Genomic DNA, 24,471 nt, shown 5'->3' on the forward strand with positions numbered 1-24,471 from the left:
GCCCGCAGGGAAAGCCCTGTGCCCCTCGCCCGGCGTCGGGCGAGGGGCAGCAGTGCGTTTACGCGCCCCTGGTGAGGCTGAGCCGTCCTCAGGTCGCGTGCGGAATGAATGGCTGGTCAGACCTTTGCGAGTGCCCCGATGGTGGTTCCCCGCTGTTGTGCCCAGTTCTCCAGTGTGATGCGGCAGGCGTGGTCGAGGTGGCGCAGCTCGGAGAGGTCGAGTTCGACGGGCTTGTTGTGCGGGAGTGCTTCGAGGGTTTCGAGCATGCGGGGCAGACGGAGGAAGGTGGCGGATCCGGTGAGGGTGACCAGGAGCCGGCCGTCGGTTGTTTCGTGGGTGTCGAGCTGGATGTGGGAGGTTTCCCAGGCGCTTTTGATCACGGCGAGGGCGATGCCGAGGAGAACGCCTTCGAACATGTTGGTGGTGATGATGGCGATCGCGGTGACGGCGAGGACGAGCGCTTCGCCGCGGTGTGAGCGCCACAGGGGCAGGAGGTCCTTGACCGGGACCAGCTTGCAGCCGGCATGGACCAGGACCCCGGCGAGCGCGGCCAACGGGATGACGCCGATCGCGGCCGGAAGGAGGGCGGCGAACAGCACGAGCCACAGTCCGTGCAGGATGCGCGAGAGCTTCGTCTTGGCTCCGGCCTGGACGTTGGCCGAGCTACGGACGATGACCGCGGTCAGCGGCAGCGCGCCGAGCACTCCGCAGAGGGCGTTGCCCACGCCCTGGGCCATCAGTTCCTTGTCGAAGTCGGTGCGCGGACCGTCGTGCATGCGGTCGACGGCCGCGGCGCTGAAGAGGCTTTCGGCCGAGGCGATGAGGGCGAAGGCGAGGACCGTGCCGAGGGCGGCGAGGCTGCCCAGCGAGGCGAAGTCGGAGATCCCCGGCGGCTGGATCGCCGAGAGGAGCCCTTGGACCTCGACGCGGGGTACGGACCAGCCGGCCACCGTGGTTGCCACGGTGGCCAGGGCGACCGCGGCAAGCGGTGCGGGCAGCAGCTGGGCCTGAGCCGGGAGCTTCTTCCACAGCACGAGGACGGCGATGGTGCCTGCCCCGATGGCGAACGCGGTCAGGGCTTGGCCAGAGGTGGCGATCTCGGTGACCAGGTGCGGCACTCCCAGGATCTTGTCGATCCCGGAGCGGGGCTGCTCGACCCCGGCCATGGTGTAGAGCTGGCCGAAGATCAGAACGAGTCCGATGCCGGCCAGCATGCCCTGGACGACCGCGACCGTGATCGCGCGGAAGAATCGCCCGAACCGCAGTGCACCCAGGGCGAGTTGGACCAGCCCGGCGAGCAGGACGACGGCCCCGAGAACGCCGAGGCCGAATTCCTGGACGGCCTCGAAGACCAGGACGGTCAGGCCGGCGGCCGGGCCACTGACCTGGAGGCTGCTGCCGGGAAGGAAGCCGACGACCAGACCGCCGACTATGCCGGTGATCAGGCCGAGTTCCGCCGGTACACCGGAGGCTACGGCCACTCCAACGCACAGGGGCAGGGCGACCAGGAAGACGACGAGGGAGGCTAGGACATCACGCCGCAGATGGGCGGGGTTTTTGAGGGGGGAGAGCATCAGTGGACTTCCTCGCACAGCGGAAGCGGAAGGGTGGAGGTACTGGGTGGCCCGTGGGGCGGGCGGATGCGGGTCACAGCGACAGGAAAGCCTTCTCGTCCGGCCCGTATGCCTTGACTGCTCCGGTGTGCACCTCGTAGTACCAGGCGTGCACGTTCAACGTGCCCTCCTCGACCCGTTCCGCGATGCAGGGGTGGGTGTGCAGTCGCTCCAGCTGGGCGACCGCGTGGAGCTGGACCGCCTCCGCAACGTCGGGTGAGGGGGGCGTGGTCGTCTCGGGCTGGGCGGCCGCGTGCTCCAGCCAGCCCTGTACGGCGGGCAGGCTGGAGAGGTCACCACCGCTGACCAGGGCGTTGACCGCACCGCAGTGGGAGTGCCCGCACACGACGATGTCGCGGACGCCGAGTACCCGCACCGCGTACTCGATGGTTGCCGTCTCCGCGGTGGGGCGGTCGCTGCTGTACTCGGGCACGATGTTGCCCGCCGTCCGCAGCTCGAACAGCTCGCCTGGGCGTGCACCGGTGATCAGTGACGGCACCACGCGCGAGTCGGAGCAGGTGATGAACAGCACCTCGGGGCTCTGCCCGGCCTCAAGGGCGCTGAACTCTTCAGCACGCTCCGCCACATGCGAGGTGAAGGATCGTGCGTTGTCAACCAGGGACTTCATGGTGGCCTTTCTCCTGCGCTCACGAGCGTTGCCCGTGAGCGCGGTGTGTTCAGGTCATCAGTGGAAGGAACATGTTCCGGTCTGCCTCTAGACGGCAGCCGGTGATTCCGCGTCATCGTCGACGCGAAACGAAGAGGTGATCCGAGACGGGACGACGCCCGCGCCTAGAGCGTGGAGCGCCCCGCCACCGCATGGCGGCAGGAGTCGGAACGTCTGTGGTCCGGTAGCGACCATGACGGCCAGTGGCCGTATGCGCAGGGGGTCCGCCACCACTCCATCAGTACATCTCCCCCGAATATCGCGGCCGTTTGCCAGAGCACAGGCGCGCCACTGCATCAGCACGTCAGATGGTCCGCTTGACCATCGCGCGAACACCTCTTTGCGTGAAGATTACCTCATGGCCAGGGGTCAAGTCACGGTCAAATCACGGTAACGCGCTGTCCCGCATGGCCAATTGGCGCATTTCCCATTGCGATGCGCTAAGGCGTACGCCCCATGGGTGGCGTGGGAGCCGGAGAGCGCTCCCACATCGCCCCGACCCCCGGCCGCCGGGCCGGATGAGCTCGGCCAAGAGGGCGACACCGCTCGTGGCGTGGGGAGCGGACCCGAGGCTGGTGAGATGGATCGAGAGTCGGCGCGGCAGGCTGCGACCGCGAGGGCGACGGCGATGCGCACGCCTTGACGTCTGTCCGCGGCTCACGCCGTCGGCTCAGGAGGCCGGGGTGGGGTGGGGCAGCCGGTGGTGATGGAGCCGACGATGTCGACAGCCAGTTCGCTGAACCACATGGAGCCGTCCGGACCGGAAATGATGCGATGGCCGACCGGGGCGGTGGTGGGCAGTGTGTAGCGGCTGGTGGTCAGGTCCGGTCGGACGCGGTCGATCAGTCCGGGCTGGTTGTACTGGACCCACAGGTTGCCGAAGCAGTCGAAGGCCAGCCCAGCCAGCTTGGCGCCCTCGACATCGGTGCGGTGCTCGGTGATGCGGCCGGTGGCGGGGTCGAGTTCGGCGTAGGCGGCGCCGGCCTCCTCCGTGAACCACATATGGCCGTGTCGGCCGGCGGCAATGGCGATGGGCCGGCTGTCAGGGGTGGGGGTGGCGTATTCGCGCACGACGCCGTTCGCGTCGACACGGCCGACGCGGCTGCCTGTCAGCTCGGTGAAGAACATGGCACAGCGAGGCCCTCGCGCCAGGTAGATCGGCTGACTGTCGGCGGCGAGGGGGTGCACGGTCCACCTGTGGGTGCGGGGGTCGAAGCTTCCGATGGTTCCGTTTTCCTTCCCCGTCCACCACACGGTGTGCCCGTCGCATCCGATGCGCAGGCCGTGCGGCCCGGCGCCGGGCACCGGGAGCGGGTAACGGGCGATGCGCTCGCCGGTGGCGGCCAGTTCCACCAGCGCGTTGGTGTCTTCCTCGGTGACCCAGACATGGCCGCGCCGGTCCTTGTCGATGCCGTGGGGCCTGCTGTTGCTGGGGAATTCGGTGATTCCCACCACCCGGCCCGCCGTGGATACGCGAAGGACTCGGTCCTCGAGTTGCTGGGAGACCCACAGGTTGCCGTCCGGCCCGATGACCAACTCATGCGTGCTGCCCAGCCGGGGCAGGGGCATCTGGTACTCGTGCACGGTGCCCACCGGAGGAGGAGTGTGACCCGCGGGCGCGGCCGCCGTTCGGGGCACGCCGGGGGCCATCACCAGACCCGCCACGCCGAGAGCCGCGGCCAGGACAGGCACGCGCCGCCCTCTCAACAACTGCAGTACTCGATGCACGGTGAACTCCTCCGTCGCAGCAGGCGGATGCCCTTGGAGCGTCGGAGAGCGCAGCGAAGCCACAGACACCCGCACACCCAGGAGCCGAGCCCACCCCACCAGAATCCCGAAAAAGTCTGGAATGCCCGTTTCTGGTTGAGGCTAACCCGGCGGGTGAAGGTTCGCCTGTCGGCGTACAGGTGAACATGCACGGCCGTGTACGGATGATCGGGCAGTACATACATCACGAGGTCCTCTACCCGGTGGCCCTGGCCTGCGGCAACGCCACTGGATCTGCATCTGACCTGCGCAGATGCTTCTTTCGCGGCCTTTCCGCTTCATGCCCACTTACGCAGTCGATTCTCCCCACGCGCTCCCCGGCATCGTCCGTACGCGGGGTGTGGGCACGGCCAGGGCGGTGCGTGCCGTGCGAGGTGGGTCACTTCACGTTGACCGCGGTCCAGGCTTTCTGGACGGCCTTGTACTCGGAGCTGGTTTTGCCGTAGAGGGCGGCGGCGGTCTTCAGCGTGCCGGCCCGGGCGTGCTTGTAGTCGGTGGTCGAGGTGAACTGGGTGGTCAGCGCCTTGTACCAGATCTTTGCGGCTTTCTCGCGACCGATACCGGTGACCTTCGAGCCGTCATACGTGGGGCTGTCGTAGGCCACGCCGTTGATGACCTTCTTACCGCTGCCCTCGGCCATCAGATAGAAGAAGTGGTTGGCCACCCCTGCCGCGTGGTGGGCGTCGTCGAGACGACCGATGCCGGGCTTCCAGTAGTCCGGGGACTTGCCGTCCTTGGAGGGCTTGTCCATGTAGCGCATCGGCTTGCCGTCACCATGAGAATTGACCTTCTCGCCGATGAGGTAGTCAGGGGTGTCGGCGGCAATGTTGGCATTGAACTCCACCATCGTGCCGAAGATGTCACAGGTGGCTTCGTTCAAACCTCGGAATTCGTCGCCCGTGCGGGCAAACCCGACCGTCGACTCGACGACGCCATGAGTGAACTCGTGGGCCACGATGTCGAGTTCGGTCAGCGGGCGCTTGTCGCCCTTGCCGTCGCCGAACCAGAGGCCGTAGTCGTATTCGGCCGTGGTGAGGCTCTTGCCGTAGTGGACAATTGCCGTGGGCCCTTGGCCGTTGCCCCGCATGCCCTTGCGGCCAAAGGTGTTCTTGTAGTAATCCCAGGTCTTTCCGGCAGCGAAGTAGGCGTCGACGGCGGCCGACTGGCGGCTGTTCACGGTGCCGTTGCCCCACACGTTGTCGCTGTCGGTGAACCGTTTGCCCGACGATTCTTCCCGGTTGCTGCGGTTGCCGAAGTCGACGGTTGACAGGCCGCCGCGGGTGGGGTCGGTCAGCTCGTACCTGCCGTTGCGCAGCCGCGTGGTGATGTTGACCTTGCCGACGTACACGCCGTTGCCGGTACCGATGCGGGTCTCCGCAGACCTTGCTGCCTTCGTGGCGCTCGTGGTGCCCTTCGGCCCTGTCATCGCTTCCGAGGCCAAGGTGCCTTCGACGCGCTGACCGGTATCCTCCCGCGTCGGCGATATCCCTTCGGCGTTACTGCGTCCACCGGGTGCCGAGGTGTTGTTGCTTGTCCCGGCGGAGGCCGAGTCCGACAGGATGCCGGCGACCATCACCACTGCTGCGGCGCTCGCCGTAACTCCCCGGGCCAACTTCTTACGCACTGTTCCTCCTTCTTGTTCCGTACCTGTGACCCGGCGGTGCGCGGTCGGCGTCGATATGGCCCAGCGCGGTGGGTAGAGCGGTCAGAGGCAGGCGGATGAGTGGGGCGGGGGCTGATATGGCCAGGAGTTCCCGTGTGAGGCCGAGCCGGTAGGGAACGAGCGTAAAGAGGATTTCTGAGATCGCCTCTTAGATCTGTGAGGTGCACTTGCAGAGAGCCACCCTGCGGTAGCGAAGAGACAGGTCGTGAGAAGACCACACCCGTGAACGCCTCCGCAGCAGGATATGTATGCGCACGGAATTACCCAACGTCCCTGTCTGGAGCAGCTCGTGACATCGCCGCACACACCCGCGTCGGGCCGGTCCCGTCCCCCGCACCAGTTGCCTCATGCAGCCGAGCAGCAGGCGCCCGGCGCGCTGGGGCGCGCCCGTCGGACGCGCCGCATGCCGGCCGTCGCCGCGCTGCTCGCGGTGGGCGCGCTGGCGCTGTCCGGCTGTGGCGACGGTTCCTCGGCCGGCGGCACCGACGACGGCAAGAACGGCCGGCCGGGTGCCAACGCTTCGGACGCCAAGATCACGGTCTCCTCGAAGAACGGTGCCACCAACGCCAGCATCAACGACACCGGTGTGAAGGCCACCGGCGGCAAGCTGACCGAGGTGAAGCTCACCGAGGCCGACTCCGGCAAGGTCGTCGCCGGTGCCATATCGTCCGACGGCGCGTCCTGGAAGCCCGGGGTCCAGCTGGAGCGCGGCACCAAGTACCGGATCGTGGCGAAGGCCAAGGACGCCAAGGGCCGGGCCGCCACCGAGAACGCGAGCTTCACGACGGTCTCCTCGGCCGGCAGCTTCATCGGCAGCTACACCCCCGACAACGGCAAGACCGTCGGCGTCGGTATGCCGGTGTCCTTCAAGTTCGACAAGGCGATCACCAACAAGAAGGACGTCCAGTCCCACATCACGGTGACCTCCAGCAGCGGCCAGAAGGTCGTCGGCCACTGGTTCGGCACCCAGCGCCTGGACTTCCGTCCCGAGGACTACTGGAAGGCCGGCTCCAAGGTCACCATGAAGATCGACCTGGACGGGGTGAAGGGCGGCCAGGGCATCACCGGTGTGCAGTCCAAGACGGTGTCCTTCACCATCGGGCGCTCGCAGGTCTCCACGGTCGACATGAACACCCAGCACATGACGGTCAAGCGGGACGGCAAGACCCTCAAGGACGTCCCGATCTCCGGCGGCAGCCCCGAGAACCCGACCTACAACGGCCAGATGGTGATCTCGGAGAAGCTGGAGCAGACCCGGATGGACGGTTCCACGGTCGGCTTCGGCGAAAAGGGGAAAACCTACGACATAGCTGATGTGCCGCATGCCATGCGGCTGTCGGACTCCGGCACCTTCCTCCACGGCAATTACTGGGGCAACCCGTCGATCTTCGGCAACTCCGGCACCAGCCACGGCTGCGTCGGTCTGCGCGACCACCAGGGCGGCGGGGGCGACACCGACGGCAAGTGGTTCTTCAACGAGTCGCTGATCGGCGATGTCGTCATCATCAAGAACTCCGACGAGCAGACCATCAAGCCGGACAACGGCCTCAACGGCTGGAACCTGTCCTGGGCGGACTGGAAGGAGGGCAGCGCGGTCTGACCGACCCAGCCCCCCTGCATGGCCGGATGCGGCAAGGGAGTTCACCCGGCAGCACCGAGCGGTTCCGGCCCTTTTTGCAGCGATCGTCGGGGCGCATTCCTCGGTGCGGTGGGATCGCCCTGACGCGCGATGTGCAGGCATCAACCCTCAACTCCTGCGTCCCTGCTCGCCCTTGAGCCGACCGGTATCCCGGCTCGCCGATGCCGCGGACCGGAGGCGGACAACGCGGAGCATCGCCGCGTCAGAGCCCGCGTCGAGCACGCCTTCGCCCGGATGAAGCACTACAAGATCCTTCGTGACTGCCGGCAGCACGGCAACGGGTCTCGGCAGGCTCTCACTCCTGCAGCTTGATGTTGAAGAGGTTGACGTCGTCGATGGCCTGTCCCTCCAGCAGGCGATAGAACTCCACGACGTCGGCCGCCGTGGCGGTGGGCATGTGGGCGCGAGCCGATGCCGAGCACGCCGTTGTAGTTCCCGTTCGGTCATGCAGGTCTCCTAGGAATCAGAGACCCACCTGTCAACAACCTCCGTCAGTTTTAGACCTAGTGCCTGTCCTGTCGATCTCGGTCGTCAGCGGTCACACTCCGATGAAGCTCACCGTTTCCGTCATGTCCGCCCGCCCGGTACGCAGCCGTGGCACGCCTTCCTTCTCGAATCCCACTGAGATGCCGCAGAACAGTACGAGCCCGTCATCGGCTCCGACGCTTCGGCTGACGGTCTTGCGGTACATGGTCCACATCACTTGGGGGCAGCTGTGCAACCCTTCCGCCCTCAGCAACAGCATGACCGTCTGCAAGTACATCCCCGCGTCCCCCCACTGTCCGGGCCCCATCGTCCGGTCGAGGTAGCAGAACAGTACGACCGGCGCCCCGAACGCCTCCGAGTTCAAGGTAGCGATCTTCTGGGGCCGGTCGGGGTCGTCGCGCTTAATCCCCAGCGCTTTGTACCGCTGGGCTGCCGCGGCGGAGAAGCGGTCCAGATACGGCGAGGTCAGTTCGTCCGGGTACATCGGATACTCCCGCTCGTCACCTGGGTCTCCCGCCAGTGCCCTGCCGGTCGCGCGCCTCTTCAGTTCGGCCAAGGGTTCGTCGGTCACGACATACAGATGCCACGGCTGGAGGTTCCCGCTAGACGGAGCCCGCGTCGCTGCGTTCAGCACTCGTTCGAGCACTTCCTTGGGTACCGGCTCATCGCTGAACGCCCGCACGGCCCGGCGACTGTCCACGGCCTCATACACATCCACTTCTTCGCGTCCTCTCATTCAGCCGGGCTCTCCACCGTATTCAGCGGTCAGCACCGAGCATCGCCGGAGGCTGGACAACGTCTCGGCGAGCAGCCAGTCGTTGATGCGACTATGGGGAATAGAGGTGACCTGACGGATGCCCAGTGGGAGCGGTTGGCGCCTCTTCTGCCGGTGAGCAACGGGCGTTGCGGCAGGTGGCGGGATCATCGCCAGGTCGTGAACGGGGTGCTGTACCGGATATGCACGGGCGTGCATTGGCGTGATCTGCCTGAGCGGTACGGACCGTGGAAGACGGTGTATCTCGATCGAGGAACCGCGCCACGGGGTGGTCACGGAACTGACCATCGCGCTCTTGGTGTTCGTGCCGCTCTCCCTCATCGGGCACTGCTGCACCGCCGGGCGCACCTACATCGGTGCCGAAGGCGTTCGGACCAGGACCCCGCTGCGGCGGCGGTTCATTCCCTGGCACGCCGTCGAGCGCATCTATGTGGACCTGCGGAACGGCGAAATCTTCGGCCGCAGGGGCCCTGTGTACCAGATCCGGCTTGACCTGGTGAACGGAGAGAGCTTCTGCTTGCTCGCGCCCGGCGGGTCGTGAACACTCGGCCGCCGACGCGCCGTGCAGGAGTTGCCGTACGCGTCGGCGGTCGATTCAGCGCGGCCGCGTCTCGCCTGCCGTGCGGGCGGCGAGCTGTTCGAGGTGGGTGGCCGCAGCGGTCGCGCCGCCGGCTTCGCGGAAGGAGCGACCCACCCGTTGGGCGGCGGCCCGGTAGTCGGGATCGTGGAGTACGGCGTCGAGTGCCGCGTTGATATGGGCGGCGCCCGCCCGGTTGAAGCGCACGCGTACTCCCGCGCCGGCCCGGGTGACCTGGCCGGCGACGGCCGGCTGATCGTCCCGTATGGGAGCGACGACCAGGGGGAGCCCGTGCCAGAGCGTCTCGCAGACGGTGTTGTGGCCGGCGTGGCAGACTACGGCGTCGACCCTTTCCAGCAGGGGGAGTTGGGGGACTCGGCGGCGGACGAGAACGCTGTCGCCGATCTCCGGCAAGGTGCCCGAGGGGTCGACGACGATTGCCTGCAGGCGGTTGGTCCGGGTGCGTACGGCTTCGGCGCACTCGGCGAGGAAGCGCGGCGCGACCTCCGTGTTGGCCGTGCCGAGGGTGATCAGCACCTTGGGGCGCCGGTGGTCCAGCCGCTTCCAGGGGAAGTCGGACCCGGTGGGGCGGGCGGAGATGGACGGGCCGACGCACCGCACCTGCTCGCCGAGGGAGGCGTCCTGGCCCACCAGGGCCTCGGTGCTGAACAGGAGCACGAGGTCGTCCGACAGGCGGGGATCCGCGGTGCCTTCCGGTGCACCGATCTGCTGCCGCAGGCCGTGCAGCAGGCCGGCGATCCACTCCTCCACCTTCGGCATGCCCTCCAGCGAGGTGAACCCCGCCGACGTGGTCGCCGAGGTGGCCCAGGGCACCCCCATCCGCTCGGCCACCAGCGCTCCGGCGACGGCCTGCTGGTCGGCTATGAGGACGTCGGGCCGGAACTCCTCGACCGCGGCCTGGACACCAGGGGCCATGTCGTGCGCCAGCGGCCCGAAGAACCGCTCCCACAGGAAGTTCAGCGCCGCCGGGCCGCGCAGCGAGTCCGGGCGCAGCAGGCCGGGGTCGCCCAACTGCCGTGAGGCGCAGGGGAAGACCGTCGCCCGTCCGCCCACCAGCGGCTCCACGAGCTGCGGCCGTCCTGCCCAGGCCACCTCGTGACCGCGTCGGGCCAGCTCGGCCGCGACGCCGACCGTGGGGTTGATGTGCCCGACCAGGGGCGGTACGACGAAGAGGAATCTGCTCATGGGTGTCCGGCCCTTGCTGATCGTGCTGGTGTTGCTGTTGGCGCAGGTCGCGCCGAGGACGCTGAGGGCTCCGCGGTGTGATCACGGATCCACGCCATCACCAGGTCGCTCACCTGCTGCGTGGCGCCGGTGAGGATCGAGTGCTCCTGATCCGGGATGGTTGCGGTACGGCAGTGGGGGAGGAGCGACTTCAACCACCCTTCCTGAGGCGCGAGTTCGGATTCGCTGCCGTAGACGGCGAGGACCGGGCAGCGTACGGACCGGATCTCGGCCTCCTCCATGACCCTGCTGGCGGGGATCTCCTCGGACAGGGTGCAGGAGTGCAGCAGCCGGGCAATGGACTTCACCCGCCGGGAGACGTGTGCGCTGTACTTCTCTGCCAGTTCCGGATACAGGCTCTCCCGGGCCAGCTCCACCACCCCGCTGCCGAGGCTGTCGGCCATCTTGCGGGCCCAGGCCCCGGTCGGCGGCTCCGATTCGACCAGCGAGAGGCTGGCCACGCGGTCCGGGCGGCGGGCCGCGTAGCTGAACGCGACGGTGCCGCCGTAGGAGTTGCCGACCAGGTGCACCGGTCCGGCGACCTCCAGCCGGTCGAGCAGCGCGTCGAGGTCCTCGACGAAGTCCTGGAGCAGGTAGCCGCTCGGCGGCCGTTCGCTGTGGCCGTGCCCGCGCAGGTCGTACATGATCACGTCGAGTCCCGCGCCCGCGAAGGCCGGTGCCAGGGTGAAGTAGTAGCTGATGAGGCTGTCGATGACCAGGCCGTGGAGGAGCACCACGGTGGGCGGTGCCGCGGTACCGGCGAAGGTGCCGCTGACGGTGCCGGTGCCGTTGCGGGCAGGCATCCGTTCCACATGCATATCGACGCCGTTGGCGTTGACCAGTGCCACTGTTCAGTGCTCCTCGGAGTCCCGCAGGCACGCGGCGACATGCTCGACGAGCCGGCCTATGGACAGATTGATGATCTGTTCGAGGCCGAGGCCGGCGAGGTACTCGGCGAAGTTCACGGTGTCCCCGTACCGGGCCTCCAGGTGGCCGCCGAGGGTCACCAGGTCGATGCTCTCCAGGTCCAGGTCCTCGTGGAAGCGGGTGTCCATGGTGATTCCGGCCTCGTCCAGGCCGTAGTCGCCGAGGACGGCCTGGAGCATGCCGACGACCTCGTTGAAAACTTCCTCCTCGTTCGCCGTGGCCGGAGTCGTCGGCTGACCGCTGTTCATCGTTGCGTCTCCCGTTCGTCGGTTGCGTTGTTGTCGCTGTTGCTGGTGTTCTCGTTGCTGTCGTCGCTGCTGCCGTCGGTCGGCGCCGCCGTCCATGCGACGACGTACTCCCGGCCGGGCAGATCGGCCGGATTGCCGATTCGCCGGCAGTGCACCGGGTAACGGCGGCCGTCCACGTCCACCAGCAGCTCGTCAGGCTGTGCGGCCACCACCGTGAAGCGCTTGGGCCGCCCCTGCAGGCCGGTGCCCTCCGCCTTGGACACCGCTTCCTTGGCCGCCCAGAACCTGGTGAACCACAGGACTTCCGGCTCGCCAGTCGCGGTGCAGCGCGCGGTGAGGAGGGCGAGTTCGGCCGGGCCCAGTGCGGCGGTGAGGGTCTGCGCGGGGCGCTCGGTGACCTCCTCCACGTCAATGCCGGGCCCCGGTTGCCCGTACGGGGCGCACGGCCGGACCAGCGCGACCGCGGCTTCTGCCCGGTGCGCCAGCGTGACGTCCAGTCCGGGCAGGGCGCGGCCGTGCAGACCGCTGACCCGGGGCCGGCCGCTCGCTTCGTTGCTCACCCGTATCTCGGCGGGGAAGACCGGCCCCTCGCCGTGGTCCCACAGCCATTGGCGCACGGCGTCCTTGACCGCGATCCGGCCCAGCAGCCACTGCCTGCGGCCGCGTGGCGGACACGCCGCGTACTGCTCCTGCTCGGCGCTGCCGAGGTGCCGGCGCATGACGAGATCGCGGGAGGCGAGGTCCCGGCAGCGGTCGAAGACCAGTGACCAGCCGCCCTCCTGGACGCGGGAGAGGGTGTGGCGCTCGGGGAAGCGCTCCTGCTCCCTGGTGTCCAGGTGGTTGTCGAAGCGGTGGTCCTCCCAGCCGGTGATGTGCGCCCAGACCCTGCCCTCGCGAACGAGCTGCATATCGGCCTCCACCGCGGCGTCGGTGATCGAGGTGATCTTGATGAGGCACTCCAGGCGGGTGCCGGGCGCGGGGTGCGGGCCGAAGAATCGGATGCTCTTCATCCGTACGGGGAAGACCATCGTGCGCTCGGTCAGCGTGGTCATGATCCAGTAGCCGAGGAGTTGTCCCACGTTGTCCAGCAGCGCGCCGGGCGCGGGCGGGGTGGTGAGCACTCCGCGTACATGGGCCTGGCCGATCGCGGTGAGTTCGGTGACTCCCTGGAAGAGGGGGCCGTGGAACATCCAGCGGTCGCGGTAGAGCTCCTCGGCCGTGATCTCCGGTCGCCGTTCGGCACCGGGGGCCCACTGCCAGGGGCGGGGCGGGTCACCGGGATGGTGTGCGGCCAGTTCGACCTGGGCCCGTGCGTAGTGGCCGAAGGTCACGGCGACCCGGCCGGCTTCCAGCGGCGTGACACCGACGGGTACGTCCTCGGCGGGTGCGGCGGTCACCCAGCGGTCCAGCCGCACCTGGTGCACCGCGACGGCTCGCGAGCCGGGCCGGGCCCGCTCGGCGAACTCCACCATGTGCTGGACCACCGTGGTGGCCGGAACCACCGGTCGGCGGTCCGCCTCATCCGGCCAGTCGGGACGCTGCACGAAGAAGCAGTGATCGCGCAGGTAGGGCATGGCGTCCGTCGATACCCGGAGCGTGGTGTGCTCTTCCCGCCCGCCGGGGGTGTGCGGGGCCGGTGCCGCCGGGGGACCGCCGGGCGCGGGCCGTACGGGGGGTTGTGGCGGCGTCGGCCGTACGGGGGGTTGCGGCGAGGCAGGACGCACAGGTGGCTGCGGCGGTTCCGGTCGTACGGACGCGGCTGCCGGAGCCGGTCGTACCTCGGCGTGCGCGCTGCCGGCAGCCGCCGCGGTGAGCGCCTCGACGGCGCCCGCGGTGTCTCTCACCAGCGCGCGGAGTTCGGCTGCCACAGCGGAGTGACGGTCGGGCAGCCGCTCCAGAGCGGCCAGTTCGCCGCGGTCGTCCGCCGCCGGTTGCCCCGCGGCCAGTGCCGAGCGGACGCCGGCCACCGTCTCCCGGTCCAGGGAGACCAGCTTCCCGCCGAGGTTCAGCGGCATCGGCGCGCGATGTGGCGCGGTCCGGCGTGCGCTCCGCAGCGCCTCGGCATCCGGACCACCGCCGTCCGCCCACAGCGCCGTGCTGACCCGCAGCAGTTGCGCGAGGCCGCTGCGGTGCGGGGAGTTGGCGGCCACCACCAGATGCGGGCGGCCTTGGAGAGTGCTGCCGATCAGCGACCCGACCTGGCCCGTACCGGCCTGGATGAACACCCGGAAGCCGGCTTCGTACATCGCCTCGGTCAGCGGACGGAAGCGCACCGGTTCCAGCAGGTGCCGCAGGAACAGCTCGCGTACGTCCTTCTCGGCCTCCGGGTACTCCGACGCGGTGGTCGCCGACCACACGGGCACCGTCGGTGGATGCAGCTCGAACTGCTCCGCGTGGTGTCGGATCTCGTCGAGGTAGGGGGCCAGCATGGGGGTGTGGAAGCCGGACCGGAACGGCAGGACCTGGCAGATGACGCGCTGCGCGCGGAACCACCGCACGAGCTCGTCCACCCGCTCGGGCGGGCCGCACACCATCGACTGGTTCGGCGCGTTGTCGTGCGAGAGCACGACCCCGGTGTGGTCTTCGAGTGCGGCGCGGACGCGGTCGGCCGGGGCGCCCAGTACGGCGAAGGTGAGGCCCGGCACCCGCACCTGTTCGGGGTCGAAGGACTGGGTGAACTCGTCCACGGCACGGCCGGCGTACAGCCCGGCGGTGGCCATCGCGGTCCACTCCCCGACGCTGTGGCCCGCCACCGCGTCCGGCACAATCCCCATCCGCCGCAGGGCGGCGTCCAGCACCCGGCCCACGCCGATCACCTCGGCGCCGTGCCGACCGACGTCCGCCACCTCGGCCGGGCCCGCGTCCCGGAGTGAGGGCAGCAGCGCGGACAGGCCGAAGTGCTCGGCGACGTCGGCGACGTGGGGCGCGAAGTCGGCTTCGAGGCCGGGGAAGACGAACGCCAGCCGTCCGCCGCCGTCCCCGCCGAGCAGCGGCTCGGGCGTGAACCACACATCGTTGCGGCCCCGCCAGGGCAGGCCCTTGGCCACTGCCTTTCTGGCCAGTGCGAGGCGCTTGGCGGTCGGGTCCACGATGCCGAGCCGGGTGCGCCCGCCGCCCGGAGCGGGCAGGTCCGCGGCTGCCGCGAGGACGCCGGAGTCGTCGGTGTCCAACAGGGCGGCCAGCCGCTGCGGGCTGTCGGCGGCAAGCCGCAGCACCCGTTCGGGTTCGCGCACCACGGCCGCGGGGCGGGGCCGCCGCACGGCCGGGGCGCCGGGCACCGATTCGAGCACGACATGCGCATTGATGCCGCCGAAGCCGAAGGCGTTAACCCCCGCCCGTCGGACCCGCCGCCCGCCGCCGGTCTCCCAGTCGCGCGCGGTGGCGATCGTACGGAAGCGGGTGCGCTCCAGCGCGGGGTGCGGGTCGTCGCAGTGCAGCGTCGGCGGCAGCACCGCGTGGTGCACCGCGAGCGCCGCCTTGACGAGCCCGGCCACGCCCGCGGCCGGCATGGTGTGGCCGATCATCGACTTCACCGAGCCGATCACCGGCCGGTCATGGTCACCGCCACCCGGGCCGAACACCTCCGCCAGGGTGGCGAGTTCGGCCGCGTCCCCCGAGGGGGTCGCGGTCCCGTGTGCCTCCAGGAGACCGACCGAGCCCGGCGCTGCGGGGTCCAGGCCGGCTGCCTGCCACGCCTGCCGCACGGCGCCGACCTGGCCCGCGGGGTCCGGGTTGACCAGGCTGCCGCTGCGGCCGTCGCTGGCCACGCCGGTGCCGCGGATGACGGCATAGATCCGGTCGCCGTCGCGCACCGCGTCATCGAGCCGCTTGAGGGCCACGACGCCGGTGCCCTCGCCGATCAGCAGGCCGTCCGCGGCCCGGTGGAAGGGACGGATCCGCTGGCTCGGGGAGAGCGCGCGCAGCCGGGCGAACACGGACCACAGCGTGATGTCGTGGCAGTGGTGCACACCTCCGGCGAGCACCATGTCACAGCGTCCCGCGGCCAGTTCGCCCACCGCCTGGTCGACCGCGATCAGCGAGGACGCACAGGCGGCGTCCACGGTGTAGGCGGGGCCGCGCAGGTCGAGCCGGTTGGCCACCCGGGAGGCGGTGAGGTTGGGCACCAGGCCGATCGCCTGCTCCGGCTCGTCGGACCCCAGCTGCCGGGTGAACGCCTTCCGCACCCGCTCCAGCTGTTCGGCGCCGAGTCCGGGCAGCAACTCGCCGAGTGTACGCACCAGTTGATTGGACGTCAGCACGCTCTGGGTCCCGCGGGCGAGCCCGGGAGTCAGGTACCCGCCGCGGCCGAGGATCACCCCGACCCGGTCCCGGGCCGGCAGCCGCCGCTCACCGCCCGCGTCCGCGATGGCGTCCGCGGCCACCTGCAGCGCGATGAGCTGCTCCGGCTCGGTGCCCGGCACCGAGTTGGGCATGATCCCGAACCGCGTCACCTCGACCTTCGCGAGGTCGTCGACGAATCCGCCGCGGCGGCAGTAGACCCGGTCCGAGCGGTCCACGGCCGCAGGGTCGTAGAAGGAGGCGTCCCACCGCCCGGGAGGCACGTCACTGATCGCGTCCACCCCGCCGGCCAGGTTGTGCCAGTACGCCTGGAGGTCCGCGGCTCCCGGGAACAGCACCGCCATGCCGACGATGGCGACCTGGGGCCGGTTTCCGTACGTCTCGCCGGTCATGTCACCAGCCCGATGCGGTGTAGACCACGGCGTCGGCCGACGGCTCGCCGTAGGCGAGTTCGCGCAGCAGGCACAGCGTGCCCTCTTCGGGGTCGATCAGCTTGACCCCGCGCCGGGCGTACTCACGGGCGAGCTCCGGGGTGACCATGCCGCCGTGCTCACCGGTGGGCGCCCACGGTCCCCAGTGCACCGTCAGCGCCCGGTTCCCGGTGCGCGCGGCCCAGCGGCTGCCCAGGTGCTGCAGCGCGTCGTTGGCGGCGGCGTAGTCGACCTGGCCGCGGTTGCCGAGGACGGCCGCGATGCTGCCGAACAGTACGGCGAACCGGGGCCCGCCCGCCAGGCCCTCCAGGGCCGTGAGCAGCGTGCGTGCACCCTCCACCTTGGTGCCGAACACCCGCCGGAAGGAGTCGAGGTCCTTGTCCGCGAGTACGCGGTCCTCGATGACCCCGGCGGCGTGGACCACGCCGTCCAGCCGGCCGTGTTCGGCGTGGATGCCGGTCACCAGCCGTCGCACCGCCTCCGCGTCACGCATGTCCGCCGAGTGGTAGCGCACCGCGCTGCCCAGGCCGCGCAGCCGCTCCACGGTTTCGGTGATCTCCCGGTGGGCCAGGATCCGTGCGACGGCCTGCTCGATCTCGGCCGCCGAGCGGCCGCCCTGTGCCGCGAGAGCAGCGCGCAGCGCGGTGCGGTCGCTGGCCTTGCGCGTGGCCTCGTCCTCCGGCCCGGCCGGTGCGGGGGTCCTGCCCACCAGCTCGATCCGGCAGCGGGCGACCGCCGCCAGGGTCGCGGCGAACCGCGCGGTGATGCCGCGTGCCCCGCCGACCAGCAGCACGACCGAGTCATGGTCCAGACCCATGGCCTCGGCCTCGGCAGCGCCGTCTCCAGCCGGGCCGGCGCCCCTGCCGGCCAGCGGGCCGAGGCCGGCCTCGACCAGTTCGAGGCCGCGGCGGCTGCCCGCGGAGCGGAGTACGACCGGAGCGTCCTTACCGGCGAGCAACTCGCCGACCAGTGCTGCCGCCAGCTGCGCCGGCGATTCGTCCGGGGCGAGCTCGACGACCCTGGCGAGGGTGTCCGGGTACTCGCGGGCGATGGTGCGGAACATTCCCCGCAGGCCGTCCGCCCGGCCGTCCGGAGAGAGGGCCGGCGCAGCAGAGTCCGGTGCGGCCGCTATGAGCCAGCGCGGGCCGCGCCGCAGTGCGGCCTGGAACACCGGGAAGGAATCGGGCAGGAGCGGGCCGCTGGTGCCGGAACCGCCGGTGCTGGCCAGCGCCTCCAGATGGAACACGCCGTCCAGCGGGCCGTCCTCGTCGTCGAGCAGGTGGCCCGGGTCCCGGATGAGCGAGTGGGCGCCGTGCTCGTCGAGGAGGGCGGCCAGGCTCTCGGCCACCGGGCCGCGGCTCCCGAGCAGCGCGAACCTCTTGCCGGCGAGCGCGACGGTGTCCCCGTCGGGCAGTGCGAGGGCCACCTCGTGCAGCACCAGTCTGCTGGGCGCCTCGCCTGCCACGGAGGCGGCATCCGGGGAGCCCTCCGCCAACGGCGGGTGGTCCGGGGTCCGCTCCCCGGAGGTCCCCGGTTCCGTGGCGTGCTGGGGGACCGGCAGCCGCACGGCCAGCGAGTCGGCCATACCCGCGGCCGTACGGGCCTTGGCCAGCGTCTCCAGCTCCGCGTCGTCGAGCTGCGGAAGAGCCGCCGCGTCCGGGCCGCCGAAGCCGACACGGGCGGCCAGCTCACCGACGATCTCGATCCGCTTGATCGAGTCGATGCTCAGGTCGGCTTCGAGGTCGAGATCGGGCTCGATCATCTCAAGGGGGTAGCCGGTGCGCTCGCTGATGATGTCCAGGACGGTGCGCAGTACGTCCGCCCCGGACAGCGCCTGCGGCGCGGCGGACTGTGGTGCTTGGTCCGGCGCGGCCGGCGGCTGAGCGGGCCCGGCCGGGGCCGGCTCGGCAGGCAGCAGCGCGGCCGGGACCGGCACGGGCTCCACGGGCGCTGTCGGGACCGGGGCCTTGGCAGGCAGGCCCGCCTCACCACCGAAGTAGGTGAGCAGCACATCGCGCTGGGCGGCGACGATCTCCCGGCCGGCCCGTAGGAAGTCATGGATCATCTGGTCCCGGTTGGCGACGACGTCGTCGCTGTGCGCCTTGGTCACGGTCATCTCCGGGATACGTCGGGCCGGCATGAGGGAGCCGGGCAGGGGGCTGCCGTCGCGGGTGCGCACCAGTTGTCCGTTGACGGTCCAGCCGGGGCGTGTGTCGGAAGGGGAGGACGGGATTGCGGCCGAGGGCATATGGCCCGGTTCGACGGCGCCGCGGCCGCGCAACAGCCCGCCGGCGTCCACCCGTACGCCCGCGAGGGCGAGGTGGGCGAGTGCGGTGAGGAAGCCGCGCAGCCCCTGGCCGCCCGGCGGCTCGCAGCTGACCGCGGTGTGCGGGCGGTCGCCGAGGATCTTGGACACCAATGCGGTGAGTACGGAGCCGGGGCCGGCCTCGACGAAGACCCGGGCGCCTGCCTCGTACATGGCCTCGATCTGCGCCACGAAGCGTACGGGGGCGGCGAGTTGGGCGGCCAGTTCGGCCCGTATGTCCTCGGGCCGCCCCGAATAGGCGGCCGCCGTGCGGTTGGACCACACCGGCGTCTCAGGTTCGCGCAGCGGCAGGTCCGCGAGGACCTCGGCGAAGCGCGCCCCGGCCTCGGCCACGCCGGGGCTGTGGAAGGCGCAGGCCACCGGGATCATCTTGGCGGCGATGCCGTTCTCGCGCAGCAGCCGCACCGCGTCCCCGACCGCCTCGGTGGGACCGGAAATGACGGTCTGCGCGGGGGCGTTGTGGTTCGCGACGACCACCCGGTCCGCTGGGGCCTGTGTCGGAAGTCCCGCCTGTCCCGACGGGACTTCCGACACAGGCCCCAGGCCGGCGGCGGCCAGCTGCTCGGCGACGTCCTCGGGTCCGGCCGCGACCGCGGCCATCGTGCCCGGGTCGGCTCCGGCGGCGTCGAGGATCGCCTCCGCCCGTGCCACGCTCAGCTCCAGCAGGGTCTCGGGGCCGAAGGCCCCGGCGGCGCACAGCGCGACCAGTTCGCCGTAGCTGTGCCCCGCCGTCATGTCCGGGCGCACTCCGGCGCGGCCGAGCAGGTCGTGCACCGCCAGCCCCGTGATGCCGAGCGCGGGCTGGGCGGTCCTGGTGTCGGTGAGCCGGGCCCGCTGCGCGTCGGCGACGGCGGGGTCGAACGCGGTCGGCGGGTGGACGGCGTCCGCCCACTGGCGGCCGAGGCGGAGGTAGCGCTGGAGCTCGGGGAAGGCGACGAACAAGTCGGCGAGCATGCCGGTGCGCTGGCTGCCCTGCCCGGGGAAGAGGAATGCCACGGACGCACCGTCCTCGGCGCCCTGATCCTGGCCCTGTGCGCTGTCCTCCTGGCGCCGGCCCTCCGCCCCGGCGGTGAAGACGCCTGCCGACGGGTCGTGTTCACCGGCCAGGGCCCGCTTCAGCAGCCCGGCCAGCTCATCCAGATCACCGGCGACGACGGCTGACTGCGCGGGCTTCCCGGTGGCGCCGCCGCGGCGTGCGGCGGCCAGCGCGAGGTCGCGCAGCCGCCGGGGCCGGCCGTCCCGGTCGTTCTCCTCGGCCAGCACCAGCAGCTGCTCGATCGACCGGGCGGTGTCCTCGCGGTCGGTGCCGTGGAAGACGAACAGCTCGGCGGGCCAGGCGGCCAGGCCCTGCTCCGGCGGCGGCCCGGCATCGTGGGCACGCAGCACGACATGGAAGTTGGTGCCGCCGAAGCCGAAGGCACTGACCCCGGCGAACCGCTCGGCCGGCGGTGCCGCCCACGGCCGCGCGGCGGTGTGGAAGGCGAACGGGCTGACCCCCTCCTGCCAGGCGGGGTTGGGCCGGCGCAGCTGTGCCGTGGGCGGCCTGACCCCGGTGTGCAGGGCCATTGCGGTCTTGATCAGTCCGGCCAGGCCGGCCGCGCATTTGGTGTGCCCGATCTGCGACTTCACCGAGCCGAGGACACAGCTGCCCGGTGCCGCTCCGGCCTCGGTGAACACCTCGGTCAGAGAGGTCAGTTCGGTCCGGTCGCCGACCACGGTGCCCGTGCCGTGCGCCTCGACCAGGCCGACCTGGGCGGGCGAGACGCCCGCGTTGCGGTAGGCGCGCTCCAGTGCGGTGCGCTGCCCTTCGCGGCGCGGGGCGGTCAGGCCCAGGGACTTGCCGTCGCTGGCGCTGCCGACGCCCTTGATGACCGCGTACACCCGGTCCCCGTCGCGCTCCGCGTCCGCCAGCCGCTTCAGTACGAGGCAGGCCACGCCCTCGCCGAGCGCGATACCGTCCGCCGCGCTGTCGAAGGTGCGCGAGCGGCCGGTCGGCGAGAGCGCGTGCACCGAGGAGAACAGCAGATAGTCGTTGATGCCGTTGTGCAGGTCGGCGCCGCCGCACAGCACGAGGTCGCTGGTGCCGCCGACCAGTTCCTTGCAGGCCACGTCCACCGCGGCCAGCGAGGAGGCGCAGGCCGCGTCCACGGTGTAGTTCGCCCCGCGCAGATCGAGCCGGTTGGCGATCCGCCCGGAGATGACATTGGCCAGCATGCCGGGGAAGGAGTCCTCGGTGAGCCTGGGCAGCTGTGCGTCCAGCTCGGGCGGCAGCTGCCCCAGGTAGGCGGGGAGCAGGGCCCGCAGCGTGGTGGCGTTGGACAGGTCGCTGCCTGCCTCGGCGCCGAAGACCACCGAGGCCCGGGAGCGGTCAAAGTCCCTCTCCTCGTACCCGGCGTCCTCAAGCGCCCGCCGGGCGGCCTCCAGTGCCAGCAGCTGTACGGGCTCGATACTGCCCAGTGAGGACGGGGGGATGCCGTAGCGCAGCGGGTCGAAGGGGATGTCCGGCAGGAAGCCGCCCCACTTGGACTCGGTGCGGCCACCGCCCGCCTCGGGCGCGTAATAGACCTGTGTGTCCCACCTCTCCTCCGGCACTTCGGTGACGGCGTCGGCGCCCGCGACGACATTCGCCCAGTAGTCGGTCAGGTCCGGGGCGCCCGGGAACATGCAGGCCATGCCGACCACGGCAATGTCCAACGGCGCCGGGGCCGGGGTGGCGTCGCGGACCTGCCCGGTGCCGAACCGCTCGCGCAGCTCCCTGGCCCGCGCGGTGAAGAAGTCGGCGGCGGCCGAGCTGATGGAGGCGTGCAGTGCGGGGACCGTGGTGGTCGCGGAGCGCAGTACGGCCACCTGGCCGGCCATGAACATGCCCTCGGCCAGCTGGCGTTCCTCGTCCACCTCGACCAGCTCGTCGCCGAGCCGCTCGACTCCCTTGCTGGCGATCCTGAGCCGGCCGACGTTGAGCTGCTCCAGGCGCTCCCACGTCTGCCGGTCCGGTACGCCCTGTGCCCGCAGCTCGTCCTTGATGCCCAGGTAGTCATCCGTGAAAGGGCTGCTCACACAGCGTGTCGCGTGTCCCGGCGCGGTCTCCAGCAGTTCGGTACGGCGCGCTGCCACGACCTGCCGCTGGAACTGCGGCCGCACTGCCGCGCAGCCCACCGCCTCCTCGGTGAACAGATACGCGGTGCCCATGAGCACGCCGACGCACACCCCGCGGGCGGTCAGCGGCGCGGCGAGCGCGGCAACCATCGCCGCCGACCGCTCGTCGTGGATGCCCCCGGCGAAGAACACCCGCAGCTCGCCCGGGTCTGCGCCGTTGCCGGTGTCGAGGAACTCGGTCAGTAGCGCGACCTGGGCCTCCCACAGCGCGAAGCTGCTGCGCGGCCCGACGTGACCGCCGCACTCCGAGCCCTCGAAGACGAACTTCCGTGCCCCGGCGTCCAGGAACTGCTGCAGCAAGCCGGGCGAAGGCACATGCAGGAACGTTTCGACACCGACGTCCTCCAGCGCGGATGCCTGGGAGGGACGCCCGCCGGCGATGATGGCACAGGCCGGCCGGAACTCCTTGATGGCCTCCAGCTGTGCGGCCTTGACCTGCTCGGGCGCGAAGCCGAGCACCCCCACGCCCCAGGGCCGGTCGCCCAGGGCGGTACGGGTCTGCTCCAGCAGGGCCCGCGTCTGCTCGGGGCCGGCCAGCGCGAGCGCCAGGAAGGGCAGCGCGCCGTGCTCGGCGACTGCCGAGGCGAACCGCGCCTGGTCGCTGACCCTGGTCATCGGACCCTGGGCGATGGGCAGTGGGGTGCCCATCGCCCGGCTCATCGGGGAGTCGGGGCACAGCGCGCCCGACGGCCCGTCATGACATGCCGCTTCCACGACGGCGTCGGCCACCGCACGGACCGCCCGGCCGACGTCGCCCCACTGCTGCGCGAAGCGGGCGGCCAGGAAGCCGTCCTGCCCGATGGGGAGCAACTGGGTGCGCAGGTCCCGGGCGCCGAGCAGGACGGCCACGTCCGCCGGGTCCGGCGGAATCGGCGGCGCCTGCGGCCCCCGGCGGCGCAGTACGCGGTACCCGCCCGCCACCACCGTCTCCGAGCCGTCCATGGTGCGCACCGCGGCGGCCACGTCCTCCGGGAGCCCGGACTCCTTCAGCAGCGCCAGCTGGGTGTCCAGGACCACTCCCGCCGCCCCGCCGACCACGGCGGCCGCAGCGGTGTGCGGCCCGATGCCGCCGCAGGCCCAGACCGGCAGCGTCAACTCATCATCCGTCAGGAGCTGTTGGAGCAGTACGAACGTGCTCAGCTCGCCGATCCGCCCGCCGCTTTCATGACCGCGGGCGACCAGGCCGTACGCACCGGCAAGGGCGGCCGACCGCGCCTCCTCCAGGCAGGTCACCTCGACCAGGACCTGCTGGGCGGCGCCGAAATCGCCCGGCCCCATGGATGCATTGGCGGCGAGCAGCACCGTGTGCACACCTCTGCCGTCCGCCAAGTCGGACGGGGTGAGGGCGCATCCCCCGCCGATGCGCACCCCGAACGGGCCCGGCGCCCACTGCCGGAGCAGGGACAGCGCCTCCCTGGCTCGACGGTCTCCGGCCCCCAGGTCGAGTACGCCGAGCCCGCCGGCCCGGCAGACGGCCGCGACGAGTCTTGGGGCGGGTTCACCAAAGGGGCTGATTCCCAGGACAGCTTCAGTTGCCACAGGCACTCCGGAAAAACAATGGTCCGCTCAGGGAGAGAGGAAGGGAGCGCGACGCGACCGATGGGCAAAGGCCCCCGTTGGCCTCAATAGGCATGCCTGACATCGCCGTCGAATCACGCGCCGGGCACGGAACTTCGGTCGCCCACAGAATTGACCGAAAAGGGCACGCACGTCAAGACACCACTGTTTCCCCGCAATTTGTTACCGCTTAGTATCGGCGTCCCCTCCGCCCGCACTGAATGCAGCCCGGAGTCAACTGCTTACCCGTGGATTGCCGCATCATGAACTTCCGGTGCCTGACGAGTACTTGCGCAGAAGCAAGAGGTAGTAGTCCAGGTTCCTGCGGCAGAAGCAGCGCAAGGGGGCCAAACAGTGGGTCGGTCCGGGCGACGGCCTCGGCGCCGGGCCGCTTCTCGATTCGCCGCGTCGGTCCCGGTGGACCGTGTACATCAGCTCGCTGCACAGCACAGCGTTCTGTGTCACGCTCTGGATGCGTGACCTTGCAGCCCGATTCCTTCACATCGGACAGCTGCATGGCGAGCCCGGGAGGGCGGCGGACTGCTCCGGTCGTTTCCGGTGCTTCCTTTTCGAGCGCCGCGGCGGTCGGGCCCAACCTGCATTCATGAGCAGGACATTGCGATGGCCGAGCGTCGATGTCTATTTGAAAATGCAACATTGCGGCGGGATACGGGGAGGCGTGGAGCCCAAGTGTCTTTATTTGGCTCGCCTGTCGGTGCGGCTCGGGAAGGCGGCCTGCGTACGGCTCAGCCCCGCCGGCCTGCCGGCCAAGTCGCAAACAAGCCCTGACGAATCGACGTCCGGGTCGGACCGCCGCCCCGGCCGTCCCGAACTTCTCCATGCCGGCCGGACCGCACAGCCCTACAGGCAGTGACTCGACCACCGCGGCCCGAAGCCCAGGCCGACTTCGCACTCCACGGAGTTTCGCGGTGACCCAGTCGGTGACGTAGGTGCAGGTGGCGTATCCAGCACGTCACCCCAGAACGGCGTCCAGGTAGTCCTGCACCGGCTCGAAAGGCCGTAGGGCACGTACCGGGGGCCCGCTCCGTTTGCGTTTCCCTCCCAGGCCGAGTGGTCCGAACAAGCAAAAAGGCG

The 24,471-nt window shown here is 70.5% G+C and carries 12 protein-coding genes and 2 pseudogenes; 4 read left to right on the forward strand and 10 right to left on the reverse strand.

Annotated elements, in window-relative coordinates:
* Positions 1 to 116: 116 nt before the first annotated feature.
* The 4 genes from SLV14N_RS35025 to SLV14N_RS35040 form a co-directional block, all read right to left on the reverse strand.
* The gene (locus SLV14N_RS35025) at positions 117 to 1,574 is read right to left on the reverse strand and encodes a SulP family inorganic anion transporter (RefSeq protein WP_208686600.1); all 1,458 of its coding nucleotides are present in this window, start codon (positions 1,572 to 1,574) and stop codon (positions 117 to 119) included.
* 73 nt (positions 1,575 to 1,647) lie between these two features.
* A complete protein-coding gene (locus SLV14N_RS35030) occupies positions 1,648 to 2,241 on the reverse strand; it encodes a carbonic anhydrase (protein WP_208686602.1) in 594 nt (197 codons plus the stop codon).
* A gap of 696 nt (positions 2,242 to 2,937) precedes the next feature.
* Positions 2,938 to 3,873 (reverse strand): hypothetical protein, encoded by a 936-nt coding sequence (locus SLV14N_RS35035; RefSeq protein ID WP_265875045.1) that lies wholly within the window; start codon positions 3,871 to 3,873, stop codon positions 2,938 to 2,940.
* 553 nt (positions 3,874 to 4,426) lie between these two features.
* Complete coding sequence (locus tag SLV14N_RS35040) at positions 4,427 to 5,671, reverse strand: M4 family metallopeptidase (RefSeq protein WP_259670608.1); 1,245 nt, start codon at positions 5,669 to 5,671, stop codon at positions 4,427 to 4,429.
* 442 nt (positions 5,672 to 6,113) lie between these two features.
* Between SLV14N_RS35040 and SLV14N_RS35045 the strand changes: the two genes are divergently transcribed.
* Positions 6,114 to 7,310, forward strand: coding sequence for an Ig-like domain-containing protein (locus tag SLV14N_RS35045; RefSeq protein WP_263273381.1), 1,197 nt, complete (start codon positions 6,114 to 6,116; stop codon positions 7,308 to 7,310).
* 231 nt (positions 7,311 to 7,541) lie between these two features.
* Positions 7,542 to 7,661, forward strand: a pseudogene (locus SLV14N_RS35050) (IS5/IS1182 family transposase); the annotation flags it as partial.
* Between the two features lie 226 nt (positions 7,662 to 7,887).
* Here the strand turns inward: SLV14N_RS35050 and SLV14N_RS35055 are convergent.
* Positions 7,888 to 8,553, reverse strand: a complete 666-nt coding sequence (locus SLV14N_RS35055; protein WP_208688248.1) for a nitroreductase — start codon at positions 8,551 to 8,553, stop codon at positions 7,888 to 7,890.
* Positions 8,554 to 8,664: 111 nt separating this feature from the next.
* Between SLV14N_RS35055 and SLV14N_RS35060 the strand changes: the two are divergent.
* Both SLV14N_RS35060 and SLV14N_RS35065 read left to right on the forward strand, forming a co-directional pair.
* Positions 8,665 to 8,853: pseudogene (locus SLV14N_RS35060) on the forward strand (transposase); the annotation flags it as partial.
* Positions 8,854 to 8,878: 25 nt separating this feature from the next.
* Positions 8,879 to 9,151 carry a PH domain-containing protein gene (locus SLV14N_RS35065; RefSeq protein WP_263272531.1) on the forward strand — a complete coding sequence of 91 codons (273 nt, stop codon included), beginning with the start codon at positions 8,879 to 8,881 and terminating at the stop codon, positions 9,149 to 9,151.
* A gap of 54 nt (positions 9,152 to 9,205) precedes the next feature.
* Here the strand turns inward: SLV14N_RS35065 and SLV14N_RS35070 are convergent, their stop codons facing one another.
* The 5 genes from SLV14N_RS35070 to SLV14N_RS35090 are packed head-to-tail and all read right to left on the reverse strand — an operon-like array spanning position 9,206 to position 23,097.
* On the reverse strand, positions 9,206 to 10,393 hold the full coding sequence (locus SLV14N_RS35070; protein ID WP_208686608.1) for a glycosyltransferase: 1,188 nt from the start codon (positions 10,391 to 10,393) through the stop codon (positions 9,206 to 9,208).
* A complete protein-coding gene (locus tag SLV14N_RS35075) occupies positions 10,390 to 11,280 on the reverse strand; it encodes an alpha/beta fold hydrolase (RefSeq protein ID WP_263272532.1) in 891 nt (296 codons plus the stop codon). The genes SLV14N_RS35070 and SLV14N_RS35075 overlap by 4 nt, the downstream gene beginning before the upstream one ends.
* Positions 11,281 to 11,283: 3 nt before the next feature.
* Entirely contained in the window at positions 11,284 to 11,607 is a 324-nt protein-coding gene (locus SLV14N_RS35080; RefSeq protein WP_263272533.1) for an acyl carrier protein, read from the reverse strand.
* A complete protein-coding gene (locus SLV14N_RS35085) occupies positions 11,604 to 16,298 on the reverse strand; it encodes a type I polyketide synthase (protein WP_263272534.1) in 4,695 nt (1,564 codons plus the stop codon). Before SLV14N_RS35085 ends, SLV14N_RS35080 begins: the two co-directional genes overlap by 4 nt.
* A 1-nt stretch (position 16,299) precedes the next feature.
* Positions 16,300 to 23,097, reverse strand: coding sequence for a type I polyketide synthase (locus SLV14N_RS35090; RefSeq protein WP_263273384.1), 6,798 nt, complete (start codon positions 23,095 to 23,097; stop codon positions 16,300 to 16,302).
* Between the last annotated feature and the right edge of the window lie 1,374 nt (positions 23,098 to 24,471).

The organism is Streptomyces sp. Je 1-4 4N24 (assembly GCF_026239515.1).
Taxonomy (GTDB): domain Bacteria; phylum Actinomycetota; class Actinomycetes; order Streptomycetales; family Streptomycetaceae; genus Streptomyces; species Streptomyces nigrescens.

What these genes read in the sequence shown, in the direction of transcription:
- SLV14N_RS35085 (WP_263272534.1), bottom strand. Translation starts at nt 16,298, where the DNA reads ATGACCGGCGAGACGTACGGAAACCGGCCCCAGGTCGCCATCGTCGGC.
- SLV14N_RS35030 (WP_208686602.1), bottom strand. Translation starts at nt 2,241, where the DNA reads ATGAAGTCCCTGGTTGACAACGCACGATCCTTCACCTCGCATGTGGCG.
- SLV14N_RS35045 (WP_263273381.1), top strand. Translation starts at nt 6,114, where the DNA reads ATGCCGGCCGTCGCCGCGCTGCTCGCGGTGGGCGCGCTGGCGCTGTCC.
- SLV14N_RS35025 (WP_208686600.1), bottom strand. Translation starts at nt 1,574, where the DNA reads ATGCTCTCCCCCCTCAAAAACCCCGCCCATCTGCGGCGTGATGTCCTA.
- SLV14N_RS35080 (WP_263272533.1), bottom strand. Translation starts at nt 11,607, where the DNA reads ATGAACAGCGGTCAGCCGACGACTCCGGCCACGGCGAACGAGGAGGAA.
- SLV14N_RS35090 (WP_263273384.1), bottom strand. Translation starts at nt 23,097, where the DNA reads ATGGGGCCGGGCGATTTCGGCGCCGCCCAGCAGGTCCTGGTCGAGGTG.
- SLV14N_RS35070 (WP_208686608.1), bottom strand. Translation starts at nt 10,393, where the DNA reads ATGAGCAGATTCCTCTTCGTCGTACCGCCCCTGGTCGGGCACATCAAC.